The organism is Nonomuraea recticatena, assembly GCF_039533245.1.
In the GTDB taxonomy this organism is placed as follows: domain Bacteria; phylum Actinomycetota; class Actinomycetes; order Streptosporangiales; family Streptosporangiaceae; genus Nonomuraea; species Nonomuraea roseola.
Map to the genome: position 1 here is coordinate 385,036 of NZ_BAAATE010000005.1, position 20,033 is coordinate 405,068.

A 20,033-nucleotide genomic window follows, 5' to 3' on the forward strand; every position below is an offset into this window, starting at 1 on the left:
CCGCGAGCCGAAACCCACGCCCACGGATCGAAAGGAGATGGGGCACACGCCGCGCCCCTACCTGATAGTGGCAACACGACACCTCTACCTGGCACGCCACGGCGCGGCCGACGCGTTCGGGGAGCTCACCGGCATCGGGCACCGGCAGGCGAGCCTGCTGGGCGAACGGCTCGCCGACGTACCTGTCGACGCCGTGTGGCACTCTCCGCTGCCACGCGCGGTGGCGAGCGCGCACGAGCTCGCCCGGCATCTGCCGAACGTGCCCGTGACCGAGGCCGCCGAACTCGTCGACCACGTGCCCTACGTTCCCGGCCCGGCCGAGACACCCCCGTCCTGGGCCGGCTTCTTCGACGGCTACGACGAGGCCGAGGCGGCCTCGGGCCGACGGCTCGCCGAGGCCCTGGTCGCCCGGTTCGCGAAGGCCCCCGGCACGACCGTGGAAGAGACCCGGCGCGACACACACGAGGTCCTGGTGACGCACGCCTACCAGATCGCGTGGCTGGTACGGCACGCACTGGACGCGCCGCCGTCGCGGTGGCTCGGACTGAACAGCGCCAACACCGCACTGACGGTCATCGAGTACCGCGACGGCCTGCCGCCCACGATCGTGATGTTCAACGACATGAGCCACCTCCCGCCCGACCTGCGATGGACCGGATTCCCCGAAGGCATGAGGCCGTGAGGCGGCTTCTTCAGATCCATGGCCGCCCCCCGCGCCGCACCTCGGCAGGCAGCGCGGCGGTGATCCACCGGCGGGTGTCGGCGGGGTCGATGACGTCGTCGAGCTCGAAGACCGAGGCCGCGTTGACGGCCTTGCCGTGCTCGTAGGCGGCCGCGACCATCTGCTCGAACAGCGCGTCAGGATCCTCGGCCGCCTCCAGCTCCTTGCGGTAGCCCAGCCGTACCGCGCCCTCCAGGCCCATGCCGCCGATCTCGCCCGTCGGCCAGGCCACCGTGGCCATCGACGCCTTGAAGCTGCCTCCCGCCATGGCCTGCGCGCCGAGGCCGTACCCCTTGCGCAGCACGACGGTCACCAGCGGCACGGAGAGGTTCGCGCCGACGACGAACAGGTGGCTGAAGTGCCTGACCGTCGCGGTCCGCTCGGCCTCGGGACCGACCATGAAGCCCGGTGTGTCGCAGAGCGAGACGACGGGCAGGGCGTGGGCGTCGCACAGGCGCAGGAAGCGGGCCATCTTCTCGGCGGCGTCGCGGTCGATGGCGCCGCCCAGGTGGGCGGGGTTGTTGGCGATCAGGCCCATCGGCCTGCCCTCGATCCTGACGAGCGCGGTGACGATCCCCGCGCCGTAGGCGCGCCGCAGCTCGAGAACGGAGCCGGTGTCGGCGAGGGTCTCGACGGCCTGGCGCACGTCGTAGGGCCGCACCCTGTTCTCGGGGACGACGTGCCGCAGCAGCCGCTGGTCGGCGCAGGCCCACTCTCCCGCGGGCCCGTGGAAGTACGACAGGTACCGCCTGGCGACGGCCACCGCCTCCGCCTCGTCCTCGACGGGCAGGTCCACCACGCCGTTGGCGGTCTGCACCTTGATGGGGCCGATCTCCTCGGGAGCGTGGACGCCGAGCCCGCCGCCCTCGATCATGGCGGGCCCTCCCATGCCGATGGTCGAGTTGCGGGTGGCGATGATGACGTCGCAGCAGCCGAGCAGGGCGGCGTTGCCCGCGAAGCAGCGCCCTGAGGCGATGCCCACCAGCGGGACCCGCCCGCTGAGCCGTCCCATGGCGTGGAAGCTCATCACGTCGAGACCGGAGACGACGCTGGTGTCGGTGTCGCCAGGACGCCCGCCGCCGCCCTCGGCGAACAGCACGACGGGCAGCCGCCGCCGGTGGGCGAGGTCGAGCATCCTGTCGGTCTTGCGATGGTTCTGGTAGCCCTGGGTCCCCGCGAGCACGGTGTAGTCGTAGGACATCACCACGCACCGCACACCGTCGATCTCGCCGAGGCCGCAGACCAGGCCGTCGGCGGGGGTGCGCTCGATCAGGTCCTCGAGGGTACGGCGCTGCCGCTGCGCGGCGATGGCGAGCGGGCCGTACTCCACGAAGCTGTCGCACAGGTCGTCGATGTTCTCCCTCGCCGTACGGTGCCCGCTCGCGTGACGTCTGCGGACCGCCTCGGGCCTGGCCTGGTCGAGACCCTTCGCGTGCCGCTCCATCACCGAGGCGAGGTCGGGCCTGACGCTCTCCAGATCGATCTCGGCGGCCTCGGAGACGACCTCGGCGGCGGCGGGGACCGGGTCGAGGTGGACGAGCAGCGCGCCCTCGGCGACCGTGTCACCGGGGCCGACGGCCACCCGTCCGACGATGCCGGCCTGCGGCGCCTCGACGACGTGCTCCATCTTCATGGACTCGACGATCGCGATCGGGGCGCCCTGCCGTACCAGGTCACCCTGGGCGACCTCGACGCTGACGACCGTGCCCCTGAGGGGGGAGAGCACCGACATGTTGATAGCATGTCACGTCATGATCGCGATTTTCTGGTGGCCCGCCTCCTAGGCGGCACGTCGCGACATCCGATGACCGCCTCGGCGAGGTGGTCGGCTGCTCGGTCTCCTTGTCGAAACGACTGGAGGCAGCACCATGACGACCTGGCCCGCTCTTCTCACCACCCTGCTCGACGGCGGTTCGCTGCGCGCGGAGGAGACCGCGTGGGCGATGCGGCAGATCATGTCGGGGGCGGCGACCGACGCGCAGATCGCCGGGTTCGCGGTGGCGCTGCGCGCCAAGGGCGAGAGCGTCGCCGAGGTGTCGGGGCTCGCCGGCGCGCTGCTCTACGGGGCGGCCCCCTTCGACCTGCCGGGTGAGTCCGTCGATCTCGTGGGGACCGGAGGAGACCAGGCGCACACCGTGAACATCTCCACGATGGCCGCCGTCGTCGCCGCGGCGGCGGGCGCGAGAGTCGTCAAGCACGGAGGCAGGGCGGCGACGTCGTCGTCGGGCGCGGCCGACGTGCTGGAGGCGCTCGGCGTGGTGATCGACCTGCCGCCCGCCCGGGCCGCGCGGGTCGCGGACGAGGTGGGGATCACCTTCCTGTTCGCGTCGATCTACCACCCCGCGTTCAGGCACACGGGGAGGCCGAGGAGAGAGCTCGGCACACCGACCGTCTTCAACTTCCTCGGCCCGCTGGTGAATCCGGCCAGGCCCAGGGCGCAGGCGGTCGGGGTCTTCGACGAGAGGATGGCGCCGGTGATCGCGGGCGTGCTGGCCGCTCGCGGGTGCACGTCGCTGGTGTTCAGGGGCGACGACGGGCTCGACGAGCTCACGACGACGGGCCCCTCCACGATCTGGGAGGTGCGCGAAGGACAGGTGACCTCGGTCCGCTTCGACCCCGCGGCGCTGGGCATCCCCAGGGCCGCCGTCGGCGACCTCAGGGGCGGCGACGCGGCGCACAACGCGGGCGTGGCGAAGGAGGTGCTCGGCGGGGCCAGGGGGCCGGTACGCGACATCGTCTGCCTGAACGCCGCCGCCGCGCTGGCCGCCGCGAGTGGAGAGGGGGTCGCGGGGCTCGGGGCGGCGTACGAACGAGCGCTCACGGCGATCGACTCGGGCGCGGCGACAACCCTCCTGGGACGCTGGGCCACGGCGACGCGCACCGTGTAGGCGAGGAGTCGCGGCCAGGCCGGCGAAGGAGTGATTCCAACCATTTTTTCGCGCTGATGTCAAGGGCAGGCAAGAGGATCATTACCTACAGCCTGCCCAAAACCTGACACCGCAGGTCATGCGGGAGCTCCAGAACTGACGACATATGCCCGCAATGCGTAGATCTTCATCGCTTGCAAGAGGATGTCAAGCGAGTTGCAGGCGCGCGAGCGAACCTTGGAGTCATGAACAAAGGCCCGTTCGCCGCCACTGTCAGTGTGGTGGTCCCCGCACTGAACGAAGCCGACAATCTGCCACACGTCTTCGCGACCCTGCCCTCCTGGATCGACGAGGTGATCCTGGTGGACGGCAACTCGACCGACGACACCGTGGCCGTCGCCCTCAGCCTCCGTCCCGACCTGCGCGTCGTCACGCAGACCAGGCGCGGCAAGGGCAACGCGCTCACCGAAGGGTTCGCCGCTGCCAAGAGTGACATCATCGTCATGATCGACGCGGACGGCTCCACCGACGGCCGCGAGATCACTCTCTTCGTCCAGGCGCTGGTCGAAGGCGCCGACTTCGCCAAGGGCTCGCGCTACGTCGAAGGCGGCGGCTCCGACGACATCAGCCCGACCCGCTCCTTCGGCAACAGGGTTCTTACCTTCATCACCAACCGGCTCTACGGCACGCGCTACACCGACCTCTGCTACGGCTACAACGCCTTCTGGTCACGCCACCTGGAGGCCATGGCGCTCGATTGCGACGGTTTCGAGATCGAGACGCTGATGAACGTCAGGGCGGCCCAGGCAGGCCTGGACATCCGCGAGGTCCCGAGCCACGAGCGCTGCCGCATCCACGGGGTGAGCAACCTGCACGCGGTACGGGACGGCTGGCGGGTGCTGAAGACGATCCTGCGCGAACGGGCGAACGGCAGCGCGCACCCAAAAAATGACATCCTTACGACATGCGTTACATCATTATCGGGGCAGGAGCGATCGGCGGGACGATCGGCGGTCGCCTCCACCAGAGCGGGCACGATGTCGTCCTGATCGCGCGGGGAGCGCACTACGAGGCGCTCAGGACCACGGGGTTGCGCCTGGTCACACCCGACGTCGACGAGATGGTGAAGGTGCCCGTCGCCGACGGGCCCGTCGACGGCGACGTGCTGATCCTGGCGACCAAGTCGCAGGACACGCTCGCCGCGCTCGACCCGTGGCCGCGCCATCTGCCGGTGGTGTGCGCGCAGAATGGCGTGGCCAACGAGCGGATGGCGTTGCGCCGCTTCGAGCACGTCTACGGCATGTGCGTCTACCTGCCCGCCCTTCACCTGGAGCCGGGCCTGGTGGCCGCGTACGGCACGCCGCTGTCCGGCGCGCTGTACGTCGGACGTTATCCACAGGGTGTGGATGACTTGTCGGAAACGATCGCCGCCGACCTGTCCAAGAGCGCGTTCGCCGCCCAGGCCGTGGCCGAGGTGATGCCGTGGAAGTACGGCAAGCTGCTCAGCAACCTCGGCAACGCCGTCGAGGCGCTGTGCGGCCGCGCTCCCGGCATCAACGAGCTGTCCGGCCAGGCCAGAGCCGAGGGCGCCGCCGTGCTCGCGGCGGCGGGCCTCGCCCACCAGGGCGGCGAGCAGGTCGCGACCGGCGACATCGAGGGCATCGAGCGCGGCGGCGGCTCGTCGTGGCAGAGCCTGGCCAAGGGCAGCGGCTCCATCGAGGCCGACTACCTCAACGGCGAGATCACGCTGCTCGGCAGGTTGCACGGCGTGCCGACCCCGGTCAACGAGGTGCTGCAGCGGGAGGCCGTCAGAGCCGCTCGCGAACGCAGGCAGCCGGGGTCGATGACCGTGCGGGAGCTCAGTTCGTTGATCGCCGAGCGTTCCTCAGCCGTATCCCGCTGAACTCCATCGTGCTGGCCGTCACCTGGTTCCAGAACGGCCAGAGATTGTCCAGCACGCGCAGTTGGATCCCGGCCTCCTCGTGCAGCTCGATGAGGTCGGAGACGGGCTCGGGCGGGCCGAGCGGCACGACGGGCTCCTCGGCGACCACGGCGTGCGGCGGCTGCCCGATCGGGACGAACGGGTCGGCGGGCAGCCTGTAGGCGTACAGCCGCACCTCCATCATGGCCTTGAGCCAGCCGTACTCGATGGCGTGCACGCGCTCTCCGCAGCCGGCGCCCACGAAGCGCTCGACGTCCCACGGCCTGGTGTCCGGGCCCTTCCAGGCCATCGCCCGAGGACAGTGGCGAGGAAACCAGTAGTCGGGGCAGCGGTCGAAGCCGACGGCCCAGACGTAGGGCCTCGTCTGCCGCGAGGTTTTCGCCACGTGCGGGACGAACTTCTTGATCGTGGGGTCTTCCGAGAAGTGCAGCACCTGGCCCGTGTCTGGTCGCATGACTCCATCATTACTGGGCAGATGGGACCAGGCTCTGAAGAGAGGTGAGGTCAAATGATCGTGTTGGGCCTGATCCTGGTCCTGCTCGCGGCTGCGGCGATCTACGTGATCGCCATGGAGCCCGATACCACCTACACAGTTTTCGGCTATGTCTTCCAACCGTCGCACCTGGAGATGTTCCTCACCGGTGCGGTGACGGCGGGCGTGCTGCTCCTCGGCATTTCCATGATCGCTTCAGGTTCGCGCAGGTCGGCCGTACGCCGGCGCAAGCTGCGCGAGGCCAGAGCCCAGGCCAACGACCGTGTGGCCAAGCTCGAGGACGAGAAGCGGCAGTTGGAGCGCAAGCTGCACGAGGACGACAGCCCGGCGACGACGACGGACACCGTCCCGCGCCAGGCCAGGCACGCCGACGATCACCTGGTCGCCGGGTCGCCTACCGACGAACGCTCGCGCCACAACGCGTAACCGGTGATCAGGGCGCCGAGCCCTTCCCACAGCCCCACCCCGAGGAACTCCGAGGGAGCGGCGCCCGTGATCACCAGCGTGCTGAACACCGCGCACGTGACCAGCCTGAACGGCACGGTCCACAGGAAGAACGGCCGCCAGTCGGACGCCGCGGCCAGCATGTAATAGACGCCCATGTTGATCGCCGCCATCGATGAGGCGGCCATGTAGACCTTCGTGTAGTCACCGGGGCCCCGTGCTTCCACCACCTCGAAACCCAGCAGTCCGAGCAGGCTGTCGGGGCTGAGAAGACCGAGAAGGCCGAGCGCGAAGGCCAGGAAGCCGAAGACGGCGATCGTCCATCCAGACATTGACCGGGGCAACCGCACGGGAAACCTCCCAAAAGGGGTGTGATCTGCGAGACGATCTCACCATGAAAAGGCGCCTCACCCGGCCCGGCCGCCCCATCGCGCTCAAGCTTCTGGTTCTGCTGTCCGTCCCGCTGATCTCGCTGGTCGGTCTGTGGGCGTTCGCGGCGAGCCTGACCGCCGGCGACGGACTGCGCCTCCTGGAGATCGACAACCTGGTCACCAACCTGGCCGACCCTTCTGAGCAGGTCAACATCCAGCTCCAGCGTGAACGGCTGACCTCGACCGAGTTCCTGTCGTCGGCGGCGCCGTACAGGGAGCTCATCAACCAGCGCAGCAGGACCGACACCGCCGTGGCCGCCTTCCGCCGCCGCGCGAGCCTTCAGGAGAACGTGTCACCGGAGATGGCCGTCCAGCTCAAGGCGCTCAACGAGGAGCTGGACCGTATTCCGGAGCTGCGCAGAGGCGTCGACGCGCGCACGATCGACACGATCGAGATGATCACCACCTACAGCGACGTCGTCGACGCCTCCTTCCGCATGTACGACCAGATGATCCTGGTCCCCGACATGGCGCTCTACCGGCTGGCCAGGTCGGTCAGCATGCTCGGCGAGGCCAAGGAGCTGCTGTCGAGGGAGCGGGCGATGATCGTGCACGTGCTCGCGACCGGCAAAGTCGGCCCGAGCGAGCGCGCGCTCTTCACCGAGATGTCGGCCACCCGCAGACTCCTGCACGCCCAGGCGCTCACCCATCTCGGGCCCGGCCTCGACGCCGCCCACCGCCAGCTGACCGCGGCGCCGGTCTACCGTGACTTCGTCGCGATCGAGGACGCCATTCGCGGCCAGGCCACCGCCAACGGACTGCCCGCCACCTCCAGCACCTGGCGCTCCAGCAGCGAGAACCTGGCGAAAGCCGTCGAGCGCAACCAGTCGGAGGTGGTGCAGGGTCTCGTCGATCGCGTCAGCCCCACCGCGACGAACATCCTGGTCAAGATCGGCGTGGCAGGGGGCCTGGGCCTGCTCGCCGTCATCGCCTCGCTCCTGCTCTCCCTGCGCTTCAGGCACGTCCTGGTGCGCGAGCTGGCCGGGCTGCGCGACGCGGCCACCGAGCTGGCCGACGTACGGCTGGCCGGCCTCATCGACCGCCTGCGCAAGGGCGCCTCCGACCACCAGGTCGAACCGCTCGTCCTCGACGCGCAGACCACCGAGGTGCGCGACATCGTCCACGCGTTCAACACCGTGCAGTCCACCGCCGTCGAGGCGGCGGTCGACCAGGCCAAGCTGCGCGACGGCGTGCGGCACGTCTTCGTCAGCCTGGCCAGGCGCAACCAGTCGCTGCTGCACCGCCAGCTGCTGCACCTGGACGGCATGGAGCGGCGCGCCGAGGACGCCGAGACGCTCGAGGACCTGTTCAAGCTCGACCACCTCACCACCCGCATGCGCAGGCACGCCGAGAGCCTGATCATCCTGTCCGACCAGGCGCCCGGCAGGGGCTGGCGCAACGCCGTGCCCGCGGTCGACGTGCTGAGGGCGGCGGTCTCCGAGGTCGAGGAGTACGCCAGGGTCGAGGTGCCGCAGCCGCCGAAGACGGCCGTGGTGGGAGCGGCCGCGACGGACGTCGTGCACCTGCTGGCCGAGCTGGTGGAGAACGCGACCCTGTTCTCACCGCCGCAGACCAGGGTGGACGTGCGGGCGCTCACCGTGCCCGAGGGGCTGCTGATCGAGGTGGAGGACCGCGGGCTCGGGCTGCCGCCCGCCGAGCTCGACCAGCTCAACGCGCGCCTGGCCGAGCCGCCCGAGTTCGACCTGGCCGAGAGCGACAGGCTGGGCCTGTTCGTGGTGTCCAGGCTGGCGGCCAGGCACGGGATCGGCGTGCGGCTGCGGCCTTCGCCGTACGGGGGGATCACGGCGGCGGTGACGCTGCCGCCCGCCCTGCTGTCGGATCAGCCCGCGCTGACAGGGGGCAGGTAGCGGATGGCGCCGGCCGCGCGGGCCGCGGCGGCGGCGCACAGCCTGTCGTGCGCCCACGGCGGCAGCAGCGCCGCGGCCTCCTGCTCGGTGAAGAAGCCGTAGTCGTCGAGCTCCTCGGCCTGGAGCTTGACCGGGGTGTCGGCGTCGATGACGCCGCAGTCGAAGAGGAAGTGGATCAGCGGGTACGGCCTGTCCTCGCGTATGCCCGCCCAGTGGACGACCAGGAGCTCGCCCACGGGTAGCGTGAGGCCCAGCTCCTCCTCGACCTCGCGGGCGCAGGCCTGGGCGGGGTGCTCCCCCTCGTCCACGGATCCGCCCGCGAAGCCCCAGTGCGGACGGTAGTTGGGGTTGACCAGCAGCGCCCTGCCCTGCCGGTCGGTGATGTAGGCGCCGGCGCCCACGACCACCCGGTGCAGTGACTCCCAGTACTCCATGTCCACGCTCACGTCGATCAACCTACAACGCGGAGGCGACCAACCCCCGGCTCCGGTGACTTCCGAGTAAAAAGATAGGATATGTCCCCATGACACGACGCGCGTTGATCTTCTGGGTGACGGGCGTCCTGGCCTACTTCGTCGCGGTCTTCCACCGGCAGTCGCTCGGCGTCGCCAGCCTGGAGGCCGCCTCCCGCCTCGATCTCGGCGCGTCGGGCCTGGCCACGCTGGCCATGCTGCAGCTTCTCGTCTACGCGGTCATGCAGATCCCCGTCGGCGTGCTGGTCGACAGGCTCGGCTCCAAGCGCATGCTGGTCATCGGAGCTCTGGTCATGTCGTGCGGCCAGGTCGTCTTCGCCTTCGCCGACGACCTCCTGCTCGGACTCGCGGCCAGGATGCTGGTCGGCGCGGGCGACGCGATGACGTTCATCAGCGTGATCAGGCTGGTCAACCTCTCCTTCCCGCCGCGCCGCAACCCGGTGATGGTGCAGCTCACTGGGCTCATCGGCCAGTTCGGCGCGATCGCGTCCACCGTGCCGATCATCGGCTCGCTCCACGCGTACGGCTGGACGCCCACCTTCCTCGCCGCCGCCGCCCTGGGCCTGGTGGCGACCGTCCTCGTCGCGGCCGTCCTGCGCGACGGACGCCCGTCCGCCGTTCACCGCGCACCCGGGCTCAAGGCCGCGTGGATGCAGCCTGGCACCAGGCTGGGGATGTGGACCCACGCGGCCACCCAGTGCTCGGCCGCGGCGTTCATGCTGCTGTGGGGCTACCCCTACCTCGTCCAGGGCCAGGGGCTGGCCCCCGCGACCGCGGGCGTGCTGCTGTCCACACTGACCGTGGTGGGCATGATCTGCGGCCCGATCCTCGGCTACCTGGCGGGTCGCTTCCCGCTGCGCAGGTCGTGGCTGGTGCTCGGCATCACCGGCGCCACGGCGCTGGTCTGGACGGCGGTGCTGCTGTGGCCGGGACGCGCGCCGCTGTGGCTGCTGGTGGCGCTGATCGTCGTCCTGGCCTCGAACGGGCCCGGCTCGATGATCGGTTTCGACTACGCCAGGACGTTCAACCCCGCGGGCCGCATCGGCGCGGCCACGGGCATCGTCAACGGCGGCGGCTTCCTGGCCTCCATGTCGGTGATCGCGCTGGTGGGCGTCGCCATGGACCTCACGGGCGACTACCACTGGGCGATGGCCGTGCAGTACCCGGTGTGGCTGCTCGGCGCGGTGCAGGTGCTGCGCTACCGCGCCAAGGCCCGCAGGCTGCTAGCCCAGCTCGACGAAGGGCTCGGGGAAGTGGGAGGTACCCAGCAGGGCGCCCTGCGCGCGCAGCCTGCCGACTAGCTCCATGCGCGTCTTCGCGGCCAGGTCGGAGTCGTCGTCGTAGACGTAGCGGATCGACGGATCGGCCAGCTGCACCGGATGGTGCAGGACGTCGCCGACCATGGTGAACTCGCCGACCTCGACCGACTGGTGCCCGGGTGTGTGGCCGGGCGTCAGCCTGACCACCACGCCGGGGGCGACCTCCTCGTCGCCGTCGACCACGTGCAGCAGCTCCTTGACCGGGTCGAGGAAGCCGTTGCCCACCAGCTCGGCGCGCTGGACGACGTGGCGGGCGTTGGCGAACACGGGCGCGCCGTCCAGGAACGTTCCGCCGGCGTGGTCGCTGTGCAGGTGCGTGATGATCACCGTGCCGACGTCCGCGGGGGCCACCCCTGCGGCGGCCAGCTCGCTGTGGAGTCTGCCGGGGGCGGGGGCCCAGGTGGAGGTGGGCCCGATGCCCGTGTCGACGAGCGTGACGTGGCCCTTGCCGTCCCGGATCAGGAAGCAGTGGAAGTGCAGGATCCATTCGCCCTCGTCCACCTCCGCGCCGAGGAAGGTCTCGAGGAACGGCAGTCGGAGCGAGGGGCCCATCGGGCCGACGGCGTCACACAGCGGGGTGATCTCGACGTCGGCTACTTTTCTTGGCTTATGCGGCATCCGTCAACGCTAGCCGCGGCACGTACTCGGTCTCCACATCGGCCGCGAAGACCGCGCGCCTGCAGCGAGCGCAGCGGAACATGATCGGCCCCTCGTCGAGGGTGGTGTGGCACCTGGGGCAGTGGGTCTTGTTCATGTCATCCCCCTTGGAGTTCGCAGTTCCATGGAAGCCTCCGCTGATTGCAGAAGCCCTGCAGGGCGCTTGACAGATTGTGCTCCGGGAGATGGCGAGGCCGTGGGGAAAGCGGAATAGAAACCTTGCGCGCCGCGTTTGCCGTGATATCTTGCGAAACAGCGTTGAGCGTCTGAAGCTCCGCTGACTTCACCTGAAGGGCCCCACCTCTCTGAGGGCCCGACCTCTTTTTCTTACTCACCGCCTGTCACCCAGGCGTGCCCTCGAGGAGGGTCTCTCATGTCTGTCCAAACCATCCCCCGTCCCCGTACCACCACGCCCATCCGGGAGGTCAGCGGCCTGCTGGACGGCACGTTCCTCCGCTCGTCCGGCTACCGGCACAGCTCCGACGACGTACGGCTGCCGCCCGAGCGGATCAAGCAGTTCGGCCTGCGCCCCGGCGACCACGTGGTCGCCACCGTCGCCGGCTCGAAGCTCGTCTCGATCGAGTCGGTCAACGGTCACACCTCATGGCGCGACCGCCCGCACTTCGCCGACCTGACCCCCGTCCACCCCCGCGACCGGCTGAACATCGAGACCGACTCGCTGACCACCAGGGTCGTCGACCTGATCGCGCCCATCGGCAAGGGCCAGCGCGGACTCATCGTCGCCCCGCCCAAGGCCGGCAAGACGATGGTCCTGCAGGCGCTGGCCCAGGCCGTCTCCCGCAACCACCCCGAGGTCCACCTCATGGTGGTCCTGGTCGGCGAGCGTCCCGAGGAGGTCACCGACATCCGCAGGAACATCGCGGGCGAGGTGGTCGCCTCCACCTTCGACCGTCCCGACAAGGAGCACACCGCGCTCGCCGAGCTCGCTCTCGAGCGCGCCAAGCGCCTGGTCGAGCAGGGACACGACGTCGTCATGCTGCTCGACTCGCTCACCAGGCTCGGCCGCGCCTACAACAACCTCGCCCCCAGCGGGGGACGCATCCTGTCAGGCGGCATCGACACCGGCGCCATCTACCCGCCCAAGCGCTTCTTCGGCGCCGCGCGCAACGTCGAGGGCGGCGGCTCCCTCACCATCCTCGCCACCGCGCTCGTCGAGACCGGCTCGCGCATGGACGACTCCTTCTTCGAGGAGTTCAAGGGCACGGGCAACATGGAGCTGCGGCTCAGCCGCGCGCTCGCCGAGCGCAGGCTCTTCCCCGCCGTCGACCTCGAGACCTCGAGCACCAGGCGCGAAGAGGACCTGATGCACCCCGCCGAGCAGCAGGTCGTGTGGAAGCTGCGGCGCATGCTCGCGGGACTCGATCGGCAGCAGGGCATGGAGCTGCTCATCGCCAAGCTCCGCGAGACGTCCTCCAACGCGGCCTTCCTCACACTCGCCGCGACGACGACGCCCTGAACCTCACCGCCCCTTCACGTAGGTCCTGGGCCCCTTCTCCCGCCCCGGATACACCATGATCAACCACTCCTCGCCGGCCTGCGGCTCCTCCCGGTCGTAGTCCACGGGAAGCTCGCGCTGGTGAACCCTGACGCGATAGTGGCCTGGCCCGCCCGCCGCGAGGTCGGGAAGGCCGCGGTAGCCGTCGGAGATCTCCAGGACGCCCGTCGGGCTCTGGTAGCCGATCTCGGCGCCCACCTTCCAGCCCTTCGTCTCGACCGGCGGCCTCCTGCGATACGACTCGCCTGTCACGCACAGGAGACCCATCTCGGTGAGGGCCTGGAAGGCGAGATTCCCGGGCACGGAGGCCATCACGTCGTCCCCACTCCCCAGTTGCTCGGACACACCGCCGTCGAAGCCCTCCTCCGAGGTGTCGAGCGCGTAGAACTCCACCGACATGTGGGTGCTCGCCTGCCGTACCGGCTTGGTCCTGGGTTTGTGGCGGGGCAGCGCGGCGCACTCAGCCCTGCGGCGCGCGTAGTACTCCTCTTCCTCGCGCTTCAGCTCCGCCTGATTCCGCTCGTTGACACGGGCGAGCGCGGGACAGTTCGCGGGAAGCGCCCTGGCGACGTCGAACTCGTCACCGTTCCGCGCGTCGGGCAGCCTGCCGCCTTTTTCGACCAGCCTGCACAGGTGCCGCCCATAGGCGAACAACCGGCCGTCGGGCATCCGGGTGCCCGGCTCGTCCATCAAGGAGTCACGCGCCTCGCAGAGGAAGCGCCAGTCCTCCTCCGAGTACCCCTGCCTGACCGCGCCGTGGCACTCCTCCCAGTCCGGCACCGTCACCGTGCCGCCTTGCATGGCGTCGGCGGCAGGGGTCAGCGCCAGGATGACGACCAGCGCCGCCACCACCGGTCCGCGCGGCAGCCGCGGCGCGCTCGTCCGTACGGCCAGCAGTGCGAGTGTCGAAGCGACCAGTTCGAGCACGTCATGCCCGACGGTCCACCACACCACCTGCCAGCCGCCCCACCATTCGAGGCAACTCGGCTCGAGAACCATGTCCATGGCGAACAGCGGGGGCTGGTAGGCGTTGAGAAACATCTGGGGCAGCAGGAGCGCCCTGACGATCCACCGGCCGAGCCCGGGTCTGCGCCACCGCGCGCATGCCAGCCATGCCAGCAGGCCCAGGGCGACGAACGGAAGCGCACCGTATCCGAAAGGCGGGACGTAATAGATCGGGAAGACGAGATGGTAGATGTCGCCCGACAAGTCGTTGCCGACGCAGTTCTTGAACCCGAAGGCGCCCCAGCCGAGCCCTTCGGGAAGGAAGAGCCAAGGAAGAGCGAAGGCCATGATGGCGCCGGTCAGGGCGCAGGCCCACAGCACTGCTGATAATCGGCGTGGCATGCCGGGAGTCTAGGGATCTTGGGGTGGGCGTCATGATGGGGGGATGCTGGCTGACATCGTCGACTATCTCGCCTGTCCTGTCTGCCGAGACGGCCTCCGCCTCACCGACGGATCGCTGCGCTGCGGCCAGGGGCACGGGTTCGACGTCGCCAGGCAGGGATACGTCAGCCTGCTCACCGGATCCCAGGCTCCCGGCACCGCCGACAGCCCCGCGATGGTGGCGGCGCGGGCGGACTTCCTCGCGGCAGGACATTACGCGCCGCTGGCCGACGCGCTGGCGAAGGCCGTCCAGGACCACTGCCCGCCCGCGGCCACGGGAGCGGGCGGAGCGGACGGCGAGCACCGCGGGCCTGTCGTGGTGGACGCGGGCGCAGGGACCGGGTACTACGGCGCCGCCGTGCTCGACGCGCTCCCCGAGGCCACCGGGCTGGCGTTCGACATCTCCAAGCACGCGGTGAAGCGGGCGGCCAGGGCGCACCCCAGGATGGGGGCGTTCGTGGCGGACGTGTGGAAGCCGCTGCCGATCGGCGACGCGGTCGCCGACGTCGTGATCGACGTGTTCGCGCCGCGCAACGGCCCGGAGTTCGAGAGGATCCTGCGGCCTGGCGGCAGGCTCGTGGTGGTGACCCCCGCGAAGGAGCATTTGAGCCCGCTGGTCGAGGAGCTGGACCTGCTCTCGGTGGACGAGGCGAAAGAGCACAGGGTCGCCGAAAGTCTGAGAGGGTTCGGAGAGGTCGACACTCGGGCCGTACGGTTCGAGATGCCCCTGTCGAGGGCGGATGTGGCGAAGGTGGTGGAGATGGGACCGAGCGCGTGGCACAAGGACCCCGACACCCTTCACCACCAAATCCAGAAATTTCCGGAATGGACCCCAGCGGTGGCCAGTTTTCGACTGTTTATCTTTGAATCATCCGCCGAATCAAGACCATCTTCTTGACGGACGTTCGAGGCGCATGTTACTGATGGGGCATTTAGTCCGAAATTCCCTCACATTCCTCAGGTATTTCTGTGACCCAGACGCGATACTGGACGGCAACTGAGGAGGGGAGGGGCGGATGAAGGCGGAGGAGCGCTGGCAGGCCAGGTTCCGGGCGCCCAGCATGACGCTGCCCGTCTGGGCACGTCAGGCCCCCCACCGCGCTCTCTACCGTTCGAACGCCTCCGGCACCTGGGAGATCTACGCCTGGGACCGCACCACGGGCGTCACCCGCCAGGTCACCACGCAGGCCCACGGCACCAGGCACGCCGCCCTCGACCCGACGGGCCAGTGGATCTACTGGTTCGCCGACACCGAGAGCGACGACCTCGGCATCTGGCTGCGCCAGCGCTTCACCGGCGGTCCCGACGAGCCCGTCGCCCCCGACCTGGAGCCTGGCCAGCCGGGCGGCCTGGCCCTGTCCACCACGGGCGTCGCCGCCGTCAGCCTCGCCCGCCCTGGCGGCTTCACCACCCATCTCGTACGGCCAGGCGAACCCAGCCACCTGCTGTACGAGCACACCGAGGCCTCCTGGGTCAGCGACATGTCGCTCGACGGCGAGTTCATCGCCATCAACCACAGCGAGCACGGCGACTTCAGGCACCCGGCGCTCCGCGTCGTCAAGCAGTGCGGCGAGGTGGTCGGCGAGCTGTACGACGGCCCCGGCAAGGGCGTCGTCGGCCTGCGCTTCGCGCCCACCCCCGGCGACCGCCGGCTGCTCACCCTGCACGAGCGCCGCCTGCGCCACGAGCCCCTGGTCTGGGACCCGAAGACGGGCGAGCAGCGCGAGATCTGGCTGAAGGACCCGGGCGAGCTGACCGCCGAGTGGTACGACGACGGCCGCGCGCTGCTGATCATCAGGGACGACCGCGCCCGCACCTACCTGCACCGCTACGACCTGGCGGGCGGCGGCCTCACGCTGATCGACACCCCTCACGGCGTCATCGACGAGGCGCGCCCGAGGCCTGGCGGCCACGTCGAGTACGCCTGGTCGAGCGCCTCCAGGCCGCCGGTGATCCGTTCGAGCACCGGCCACGTGGTGATGAACGCGGTCGGGCCCGCGGCCCCGACCAGCGTCCCCGTGGAGGACCTCGACGTCAGCGGCCCTGGCGGGCGCATCCACGCGCTGGTCTCCAGGCCCGAGACGGGCTCGGCGCCCTTCCCCGCGGTCTTCCTGCTGCACGGCGGCCCTAACCTGCACGACGCCGACGACTTCTCCCCCGAGGTCGCGGCCTGGGTCGACGCAGGGTTCGCCGTCGTCCGGGTCAACTACAGGGGCTCGACCGGCTACGGCACGGCCTGGCGCGACGCGCTGCGCGGCGAGATCGGCCACCTTGAGCTGGCCGACGTGGCGGCCGTCAGGGAGCAGGTGGTGGCGCAGGGCATCGTCGACCCCGACAGGATCGTGCTGGCCGGCACCTCGTGGGGCGGCTACCTCACGCTGCTCGGCCTCGGCGTCCAGCCGAAGCTGTGGGCGGCGGGCATCGCCGCGGCGCCCATCGCCTGCCACGAGACCTCCTACGAGGACGAGGCCGAGGGCCTGCGCGCCTACAAACGCGCCCTGCTCGGCGGCTCGCCCTCCGAGCAGCCCGACCGCTACCGCGACAGCTCCCCGATCACCTACGTCGAGCAGATCGAACGGCCGCTGCTGATCCTGGCCGGCATCAACGACTCGCGCTCGCCGCTGCGGCAGCTGGAGAAGTACGTGGACCGCCTGGCCGAGCTGGGTCACGAGCACGAGGTCCACTACTACGACGCGGCCCGCGGCGCCCTGGTCGTCTCCGAACGGATCGACCAGATGGCGATAAAGCTGAATTTCACCCGTAAACACGTAGTAACAACTGACATAGCGTAATAGGTTGGCCGGCTCGGCCGACTTGTCTGTCAGCCTCGGCTGCTGTCACCATCGCGCCACCTCCCAGCCGAAGGGCGCGAAACAGTGACCATCACCAAGGAACCGCCAGGCGTCAGCCGTCTGAAAAGGGACGCCGTCGGACTCGTCGGCGTCATCTTCATGGCCGTCGCGACCGCGGCCCCCATCACCGCCATGACGGGCAACGTGCCCATCGTCGTCGCGTTCGGCAACGGCCTCGGCGTCCCCGCGGGCTACCTGTTCGCCACCGTCGTCCTGACGATCTTCTCCGTGGGCTACACCGCGATGTCGAAGCACATCACCGCGGCCGGAGCCTTCTACGGCTACATCTCCCATGGCCTCGGCCAGGTCGTCGGCATGGTCTCCGGCCTGCTGGCCACCATGGCGTACGTGGTCTTCGAGGCCTCGATCATCGGCTTCTTCGCCTACTCCGCCAACGACACCTTCAAGTCGCTGGCGGGGGTGGACATCCACTGGCTGTGGTTCGCCTTCCTCGGCCTGGCGCTGAACATGATCCTCTCCTACTTCGACATCAACCTGACCGCCAAGGTCCTGGGCGTCTTCCTGATCACCGAGATCCTCATGCTCGGCCTGGTCGCGCTCGTCACGCTCTTCAACGGCGGAGGCCCCGACGGCCTCATGGCCTACACGCTCAACCCGCTCAACGCCTTCCAGACCACGGGGGTGCAGGCGGGCGCGGTCGGCCTCGGCCTGTTCATGTGCTTCTGGTCGTGGGTGGGCTTCGAGTCGACCGCCATGTACGGCGAGGAGTCGCGCGAGCCGAAGAAGATCATTCCGATCGCCACGCTCGTCTCGGTGGTCGGCATCGGCCTGTTCTACACGTTCGTGTCGTGGATGACGGTGGCCGCCAACGGCGTCAAGGCGCCGGAGCTCGCCGCCGAGCAGTTCGCGGGGATCTTCTTCAACCCCACCGAGCAGTTCATCGGGACGTGGGCGGTCGGCCTGTTCAAGATCCTCATCCTGACCGGCTCGTTCGCCTGCTCGATGGCCTTCCACAACTGCGCCGCCCGCTACCTCTACGCGCTCGGCAGGGAGAACCTCATCCCGGGCACGGCCCGCACCCTCGGCGCCACCCACCCCACGCACGGCTCGCCGCACATCGCCGGGTTCGTCCAGACCGCCATCTCGGTGGTGCTGATCCTGGCCTTCGCCGCCGCGGGCATGGACCCCTACGTGCACATCTACACGCTGCTCGCGGTCCTGGGCACGCTGGCCATCCTCATCGTCCAGACGCTGTGCTCGTTCTCGGTGATCGGCTACTTCCACGTCAAGAAGAAGCACCCCGAGACCGCCAACGTGTGGCGCACGCTGATCGCCCCGCTGGTGGGCGGCCTCTCGATGGCCTACGTGGTGCTGCTGCTGTTCCAGAACCAGGAGGCGGCGGCAGGCGACGCCTCGAAGAGCTCGTTCTTCACCGCGATCCCGTGGATCGTGGTGGCCCTCGCCGTGCTGGGCGCGGGCACCGCGCTCTACCTCAAGGCGCGTAACCCCGCCAAGTACGAGGTCATCGGCAGGATCGTGCTGGAGGACACGGTCGAGCGCGACTAGTCAGCGAGCGCGGAGGACCAGGATCGCCAGGTCGTCCGCGCTCGGCTCCGGCGCGAAGTCGGCCGCTCCCCTGCGGATGCGCTCGGCCACCGCCCTCGCCGACAGCCCCGCGCACTCCGCGAGCAGCTTGGACAGGCCGCCCTCGTCGTCGAGCAGGCGGCCTCCGCTGCGGCGCTCGGTCACGCCGTCGGTCACGGCGAGCAGCACGTCGCCGTGGTCGAGGTGGATGGTGTCGGCCTCGAACACGACCTCGGGGAAGACACCGAGCAGCGACTGCGGGGTGGTCACGCCCTCGACGACGCCGCTGGGCTTGAGCCGCAGCGCCTCGGGGTGGCCCGCCGAGACCATGCGCACCTCGAGGCCGCTCTCCACGGGCGTGATGTCGCCGTGGAGGAGCGTGAGGAACCTGGCGCGCTCGCCCTCCTCGAGGATGGCCTGGTTGAGGCGGCCGAGAACCGCGGCCACGCCGTACCCCTCCCTGGCCAGCAGGCGCAGGGTGTGGCGGGCCAGCCCCGTGACGGCCGCCGCCTCGGGGCCCGTGCCGCAGACGTCGCCGATCGCGAAACGCCAGGACTCGTCGCCCGCCTTGAACAGGTCGTAGAAGTCGCCGCCGACCTCGTTGGCCTCGCCCGCGGGCTCGTAGACGACGCCGTAGTCGAGGCCGGGGACCTCGGGCTCGTTGGGAGGCAGCAGGCTGCGCTGCAGCGCCCTGTTGGCCGCCGCCTGCTGGGCGTAGAGGCGGGCGTTGTCCATCGCCAGGGCCGCGCGCCGCGCGATGTCCTCTGCGAACTGGATGCTCTCGTCGGGGAAGCGGTCGTGGCGGCCGAGGCACATCGCGCCGAGCGAGCGCCCCCTCGCGATCAGCGGCACCGCGAGGACCTGCGAGTCGGCCAGTTGCAGGGTGGCGGCGGCGCTGTCGGGCACGCTCAGCTCGGACAGCTGCTCACGCAACCCGTCGATGCGCGCCTCGTCGGCGTGCCACAGATAGGCCAGACGGCGAGGGCCTGCCCCCGTGTCGGAGGTGTAGACGGCACACCAGGTCGACAGTCTCGGAACGACGATCTGGGCGATGATCGCCGGGACCATGTCGGGGTCGAGAGTGCCTGCCAGCAGGTCGCTCGCGTCGGCGAGGAAGCCCAGCCAGTGGGGTCCACGCGACGATTCCTCGGCCCACTCGGATGCCACTCTGTCCGTCGAGCCCGGTAGCGTGAGTCTTGCCCAATGGACACGGGAGTCGCCCGCGAAGGTGATTCCCCACTCCTCGACGTCGACCGAGGGGCCCTTGGGGTCACCATGAGGGGAGGTCCGCTGCCTGAGCTCGACTTGCACGGCGTCGCCGTAATGTTTCCAGACGATCTCGAAGGGCGCGTCGGCCACCTGCATGGCCAGCTCGCCTGCCAGCTGTTCGGCGGCAGGCAGCACCGAGGCGGCCGCCCATGCGGTCATCACCTCGCGCGTGAACCTCTTCGCAGAGGGAACGGCGGTCTCGCCTGGCGCGAAGGTTGCCGCCAGGACCGCGCGGGAAGAAGCAGTCATC

Annotated in this window: 19 protein-coding genes; 11 read left to right on the forward strand and 8 right to left on the reverse strand. The window is 69.7% G+C overall.

Annotated features, from left to right (window positions below; all coding sequences use genetic code 11):
• Positions 1-37 precede the first annotated feature (37 nt).
• The gene (locus ABFX50_RS13430) at positions 38-682 is read left to right on the forward strand and encodes a histidine phosphatase family protein (RefSeq protein ID WP_346146296.1); all 645 of its coding nucleotides are present in this window, start codon (positions 38-40) and stop codon (positions 680-682) included.
• A 10-nt stretch (positions 683-692) separates the two neighbouring features.
• Here ABFX50_RS13430 and ABFX50_RS13435 read toward each other — a convergent pair whose 3' ends face one another.
• Positions 693-2,453 (reverse strand): carboxyl transferase domain-containing protein, encoded by a 1,761-nt coding sequence (locus ABFX50_RS13435; protein ID WP_346146298.1) that lies wholly within the window; start codon positions 2,451-2,453, stop codon positions 693-695.
• A gap of 136 nt (positions 2,454-2,589) precedes the next feature.
• Here ABFX50_RS13435 and trpD point away from each other — a divergent pair, with 136 nt between their 5' ends.
• The 3 genes from trpD (at position 2,590) to ABFX50_RS13450 (ending at position 5,491) form a co-directional block, all read left to right on the forward strand.
• The gene (gene trpD, locus ABFX50_RS13440; RefSeq protein WP_346146300.1) at positions 2,590-3,609 is read left to right on the forward strand and encodes an anthranilate phosphoribosyltransferase; all 1,020 of its coding nucleotides are present in this window, start codon (positions 2,590-2,592) and stop codon (positions 3,607-3,609) included.
• 224 nt (positions 3,610-3,833) lie between these two features.
• On the forward strand, positions 3,834-4,637 hold the full coding sequence (locus ABFX50_RS13445; protein ID WP_346146302.1) for a glycosyltransferase family 2 protein: 804 nt from the start codon (positions 3,834-3,836) through the stop codon (positions 4,635-4,637).
• Positions 4,553-5,491, forward strand: coding sequence for a ketopantoate reductase family protein (locus ABFX50_RS13450; RefSeq protein WP_346146304.1), 939 nt, complete (start codon positions 4,553-4,555; stop codon positions 5,489-5,491). The genes ABFX50_RS13445 and ABFX50_RS13450 overlap by 85 nt, the downstream gene beginning before the upstream one ends.
• Here the strand turns inward: ABFX50_RS13450 and ABFX50_RS13455 are convergent.
• On the reverse strand, positions 5,448-5,984 hold the full coding sequence (locus tag ABFX50_RS13455) for a DUF6886 family protein (RefSeq protein WP_346146306.1): 537 nt from the start codon (positions 5,982-5,984) through the stop codon (positions 5,448-5,450). The two genes, ABFX50_RS13450 and ABFX50_RS13455, sit on opposite strands and share 44 nt — an antisense overlap.
• 54 nt (positions 5,985-6,038) lie before the next feature.
• Here ABFX50_RS13455 and ABFX50_RS13460 point away from each other — a divergent pair, with 54 nt between their 5' ends.
• Positions 6,039-6,449: a hypothetical protein gene (locus tag ABFX50_RS13460; RefSeq protein WP_346146308.1), complete on the forward strand. Its 411-nt coding sequence runs from the start codon at positions 6,039-6,041 to the stop codon at positions 6,447-6,449.
• Here the strand turns inward: ABFX50_RS13460 and ABFX50_RS13465 are convergent.
• The gene (locus ABFX50_RS13465) at positions 6,398-6,799 is read right to left on the reverse strand and encodes a hypothetical protein (RefSeq protein WP_346146310.1); all 402 of its coding nucleotides are present in this window, start codon (positions 6,797-6,799) and stop codon (positions 6,398-6,400) included. The two genes, ABFX50_RS13460 and ABFX50_RS13465, sit on opposite strands and share 52 nt — an antisense overlap.
• A gap of 62 nt (positions 6,800-6,861) precedes the next feature.
• Between ABFX50_RS13465 and ABFX50_RS13470 the strand changes: the two genes are divergently transcribed.
• Positions 6,862-8,766 carry a sensor histidine kinase gene (locus tag ABFX50_RS13470; RefSeq protein ID WP_346146312.1) on the forward strand — a complete coding sequence of 635 codons (1,905 nt, stop codon included), beginning with the start codon at positions 6,862-6,864 and terminating at the stop codon, positions 8,764-8,766.
• Here ABFX50_RS13470 and ABFX50_RS13475 read toward each other — a convergent pair.
• On the reverse strand, positions 8,739-9,212 hold the full coding sequence (locus ABFX50_RS13475; protein WP_183652426.1) for an NUDIX domain-containing protein: 474 nt from the start codon (positions 9,210-9,212) through the stop codon (positions 8,739-8,741). The genes ABFX50_RS13470 and ABFX50_RS13475 overlap by 28 nt on opposite strands.
• 77 nt (positions 9,213-9,289) lie before the next feature.
• Here ABFX50_RS13475 and ABFX50_RS13480 point away from each other — a divergent pair, with 77 nt between their 5' ends.
• Positions 9,290-10,540 carry an MFS transporter gene (locus tag ABFX50_RS13480; RefSeq protein ID WP_346146315.1) on the forward strand — a complete coding sequence of 417 codons (1,251 nt, stop codon included), beginning with the start codon at positions 9,290-9,292 and terminating at the stop codon, positions 10,538-10,540.
• Here ABFX50_RS13480 and ABFX50_RS13485 read toward each other — a convergent pair.
• Positions 10,463-11,176 carry an MBL fold metallo-hydrolase gene (locus tag ABFX50_RS13485; protein ID WP_346146318.1) on the reverse strand — a complete coding sequence of 238 codons (714 nt, stop codon included), beginning with the start codon at positions 11,174-11,176 and terminating at the stop codon, positions 10,463-10,465. The two genes, ABFX50_RS13480 and ABFX50_RS13485, sit on opposite strands and share 78 nt — an antisense overlap.
• Positions 11,166-11,312, reverse strand: a complete 147-nt coding sequence (locus tag ABFX50_RS13490) for a hypothetical protein (RefSeq protein WP_183652430.1) — start codon at positions 11,310-11,312, stop codon at positions 11,166-11,168. The genes ABFX50_RS13485 and ABFX50_RS13490 overlap by 11 nt, the downstream gene beginning before the upstream one ends.
• Before the next feature lie 276 nt (positions 11,313-11,588).
• Between ABFX50_RS13490 and rho the strand changes: the two genes are divergently transcribed.
• The gene (gene rho, locus ABFX50_RS13495; RefSeq protein ID WP_346146320.1) at positions 11,589-12,692 is read left to right on the forward strand and encodes a transcription termination factor Rho; all 1,104 of its coding nucleotides are present in this window, start codon (positions 11,589-11,591) and stop codon (positions 12,690-12,692) included.
• Positions 12,693-12,695: 3 nt separating this feature from the next.
• Here rho and ABFX50_RS13500 read toward each other — a convergent pair whose 3' ends face one another.
• A complete protein-coding gene (locus ABFX50_RS13500; protein WP_346146322.1) occupies positions 12,696-14,078 on the reverse strand; it encodes a hypothetical protein in 1,383 nt (460 codons plus the stop codon).
• 43 nt (positions 14,079-14,121) lie between these two features.
• Between ABFX50_RS13500 and ABFX50_RS13505 the strand changes: the two genes are divergently transcribed.
• The 3 genes from ABFX50_RS13505 to ABFX50_RS13515 all read left to right on the forward strand — a co-directional run bounded on the left by ABFX50_RS13505 (position 14,122) and on the right by ABFX50_RS13515 (position 18,496).
• Positions 14,122-15,015 carry a putative RNA methyltransferase gene (locus ABFX50_RS13505; protein ID WP_346146324.1) on the forward strand — a complete coding sequence of 298 codons (894 nt, stop codon included), beginning with the start codon at positions 14,122-14,124 and terminating at the stop codon, positions 15,013-15,015.
• A gap of 118 nt (positions 15,016-15,133) precedes the next feature.
• Positions 15,134-16,909, forward strand: a complete 1,776-nt coding sequence (locus tag ABFX50_RS13510; protein WP_346146326.1) for a S9 family peptidase — start codon at positions 15,134-15,136, stop codon at positions 16,907-16,909.
• An 84-nt stretch (positions 16,910-16,993) separates the two neighbouring features.
• A complete protein-coding gene (locus ABFX50_RS13515; RefSeq protein ID WP_346146328.1) occupies positions 16,994-18,496 on the forward strand; it encodes an APC family permease in 1,503 nt (500 codons plus the stop codon).
• Here ABFX50_RS13515 and ABFX50_RS13520 read toward each other — a convergent pair whose 3' ends face one another.
• Positions 18,497-20,032 carry a PP2C family protein-serine/threonine phosphatase gene (locus ABFX50_RS13520; RefSeq protein WP_246452075.1) on the reverse strand — a complete coding sequence of 512 codons (1,536 nt, stop codon included), beginning with the start codon at positions 20,030-20,032 and terminating at the stop codon, positions 18,497-18,499.
• Position 20,033 lies beyond the last annotated feature (1 nt).

Coding starts and splice junctions, on each gene's coding strand:
- rho (WP_346146320.1), top strand. CDS start 11,589: ATGTCTGTCCAAACCATCCCCCGTCCCCGTACCACCACGCCCATCCGG.
- ABFX50_RS13485 (WP_346146318.1), bottom strand. CDS start 11,176: ATGCCGCATAAGCCAAGAAAAGTAGCCGACGTCGAGATCACCCCGCTG.
- ABFX50_RS13435 (WP_346146298.1), bottom strand. CDS start 2,453: ATGTCGGTGCTCTCCCCCCTCAGGGGCACGGTCGTCAGCGTCGAGGTC.
- ABFX50_RS13465 (WP_346146310.1), bottom strand. CDS start 6,799: ATGTCTGGATGGACGATCGCCGTCTTCGGCTTCCTGGCCTTCGCGCTC.
- ABFX50_RS13480 (WP_346146315.1), top strand. CDS start 9,290: ATGACACGACGCGCGTTGATCTTCTGGGTGACGGGCGTCCTGGCCTAC.
- trpD (WP_346146300.1), top strand. CDS start 2,590: ATGACGACCTGGCCCGCTCTTCTCACCACCCTGCTCGACGGCGGTTCG.
- ABFX50_RS13455 (WP_346146306.1), bottom strand. CDS start 5,984: ATGCGACCAGACACGGGCCAGGTGCTGCACTTCTCGGAAGACCCCACG.
- ABFX50_RS13505 (WP_346146324.1), top strand. CDS start 14,122: ATGCTGGCTGACATCGTCGACTATCTCGCCTGTCCTGTCTGCCGAGAC.
- ABFX50_RS13520 (WP_246452075.1), bottom strand. CDS start 20,032: ATGACTGCTTCTTCCCGCGCGGTCCTGGCGGCAACCTTCGCGCCAGGC.
- ABFX50_RS13450 (WP_346146304.1), top strand. CDS start 4,553: ATGCGTTACATCATTATCGGGGCAGGAGCGATCGGCGGGACGATCGGC.
- ABFX50_RS13460 (WP_346146308.1), top strand. CDS start 6,039: ATGATCGTGTTGGGCCTGATCCTGGTCCTGCTCGCGGCTGCGGCGATC.
- ABFX50_RS13445 (WP_346146302.1), top strand. CDS start 3,834: ATGAACAAAGGCCCGTTCGCCGCCACTGTCAGTGTGGTGGTCCCCGCA.
- ABFX50_RS13470 (WP_346146312.1), top strand. CDS start 6,862: ATGAAAAGGCGCCTCACCCGGCCCGGCCGCCCCATCGCGCTCAAGCTT.
- ABFX50_RS13490 (WP_183652430.1), bottom strand. CDS start 11,312: ATGAACAAGACCCACTGCCCCAGGTGCCACACCACCCTCGACGAGGGG.
- ABFX50_RS13510 (WP_346146326.1), top strand. CDS start 15,134: ATGAAGGCGGAGGAGCGCTGGCAGGCCAGGTTCCGGGCGCCCAGCATG.
- ABFX50_RS13430 (WP_346146296.1), top strand. CDS start 38: ATGGGGCACACGCCGCGCCCCTACCTGATAGTGGCAACACGACACCTC.
- ABFX50_RS13500 (WP_346146322.1), bottom strand. CDS start 14,078: ATGCCACGCCGATTATCAGCAGTGCTGTGGGCCTGCGCCCTGACCGGC.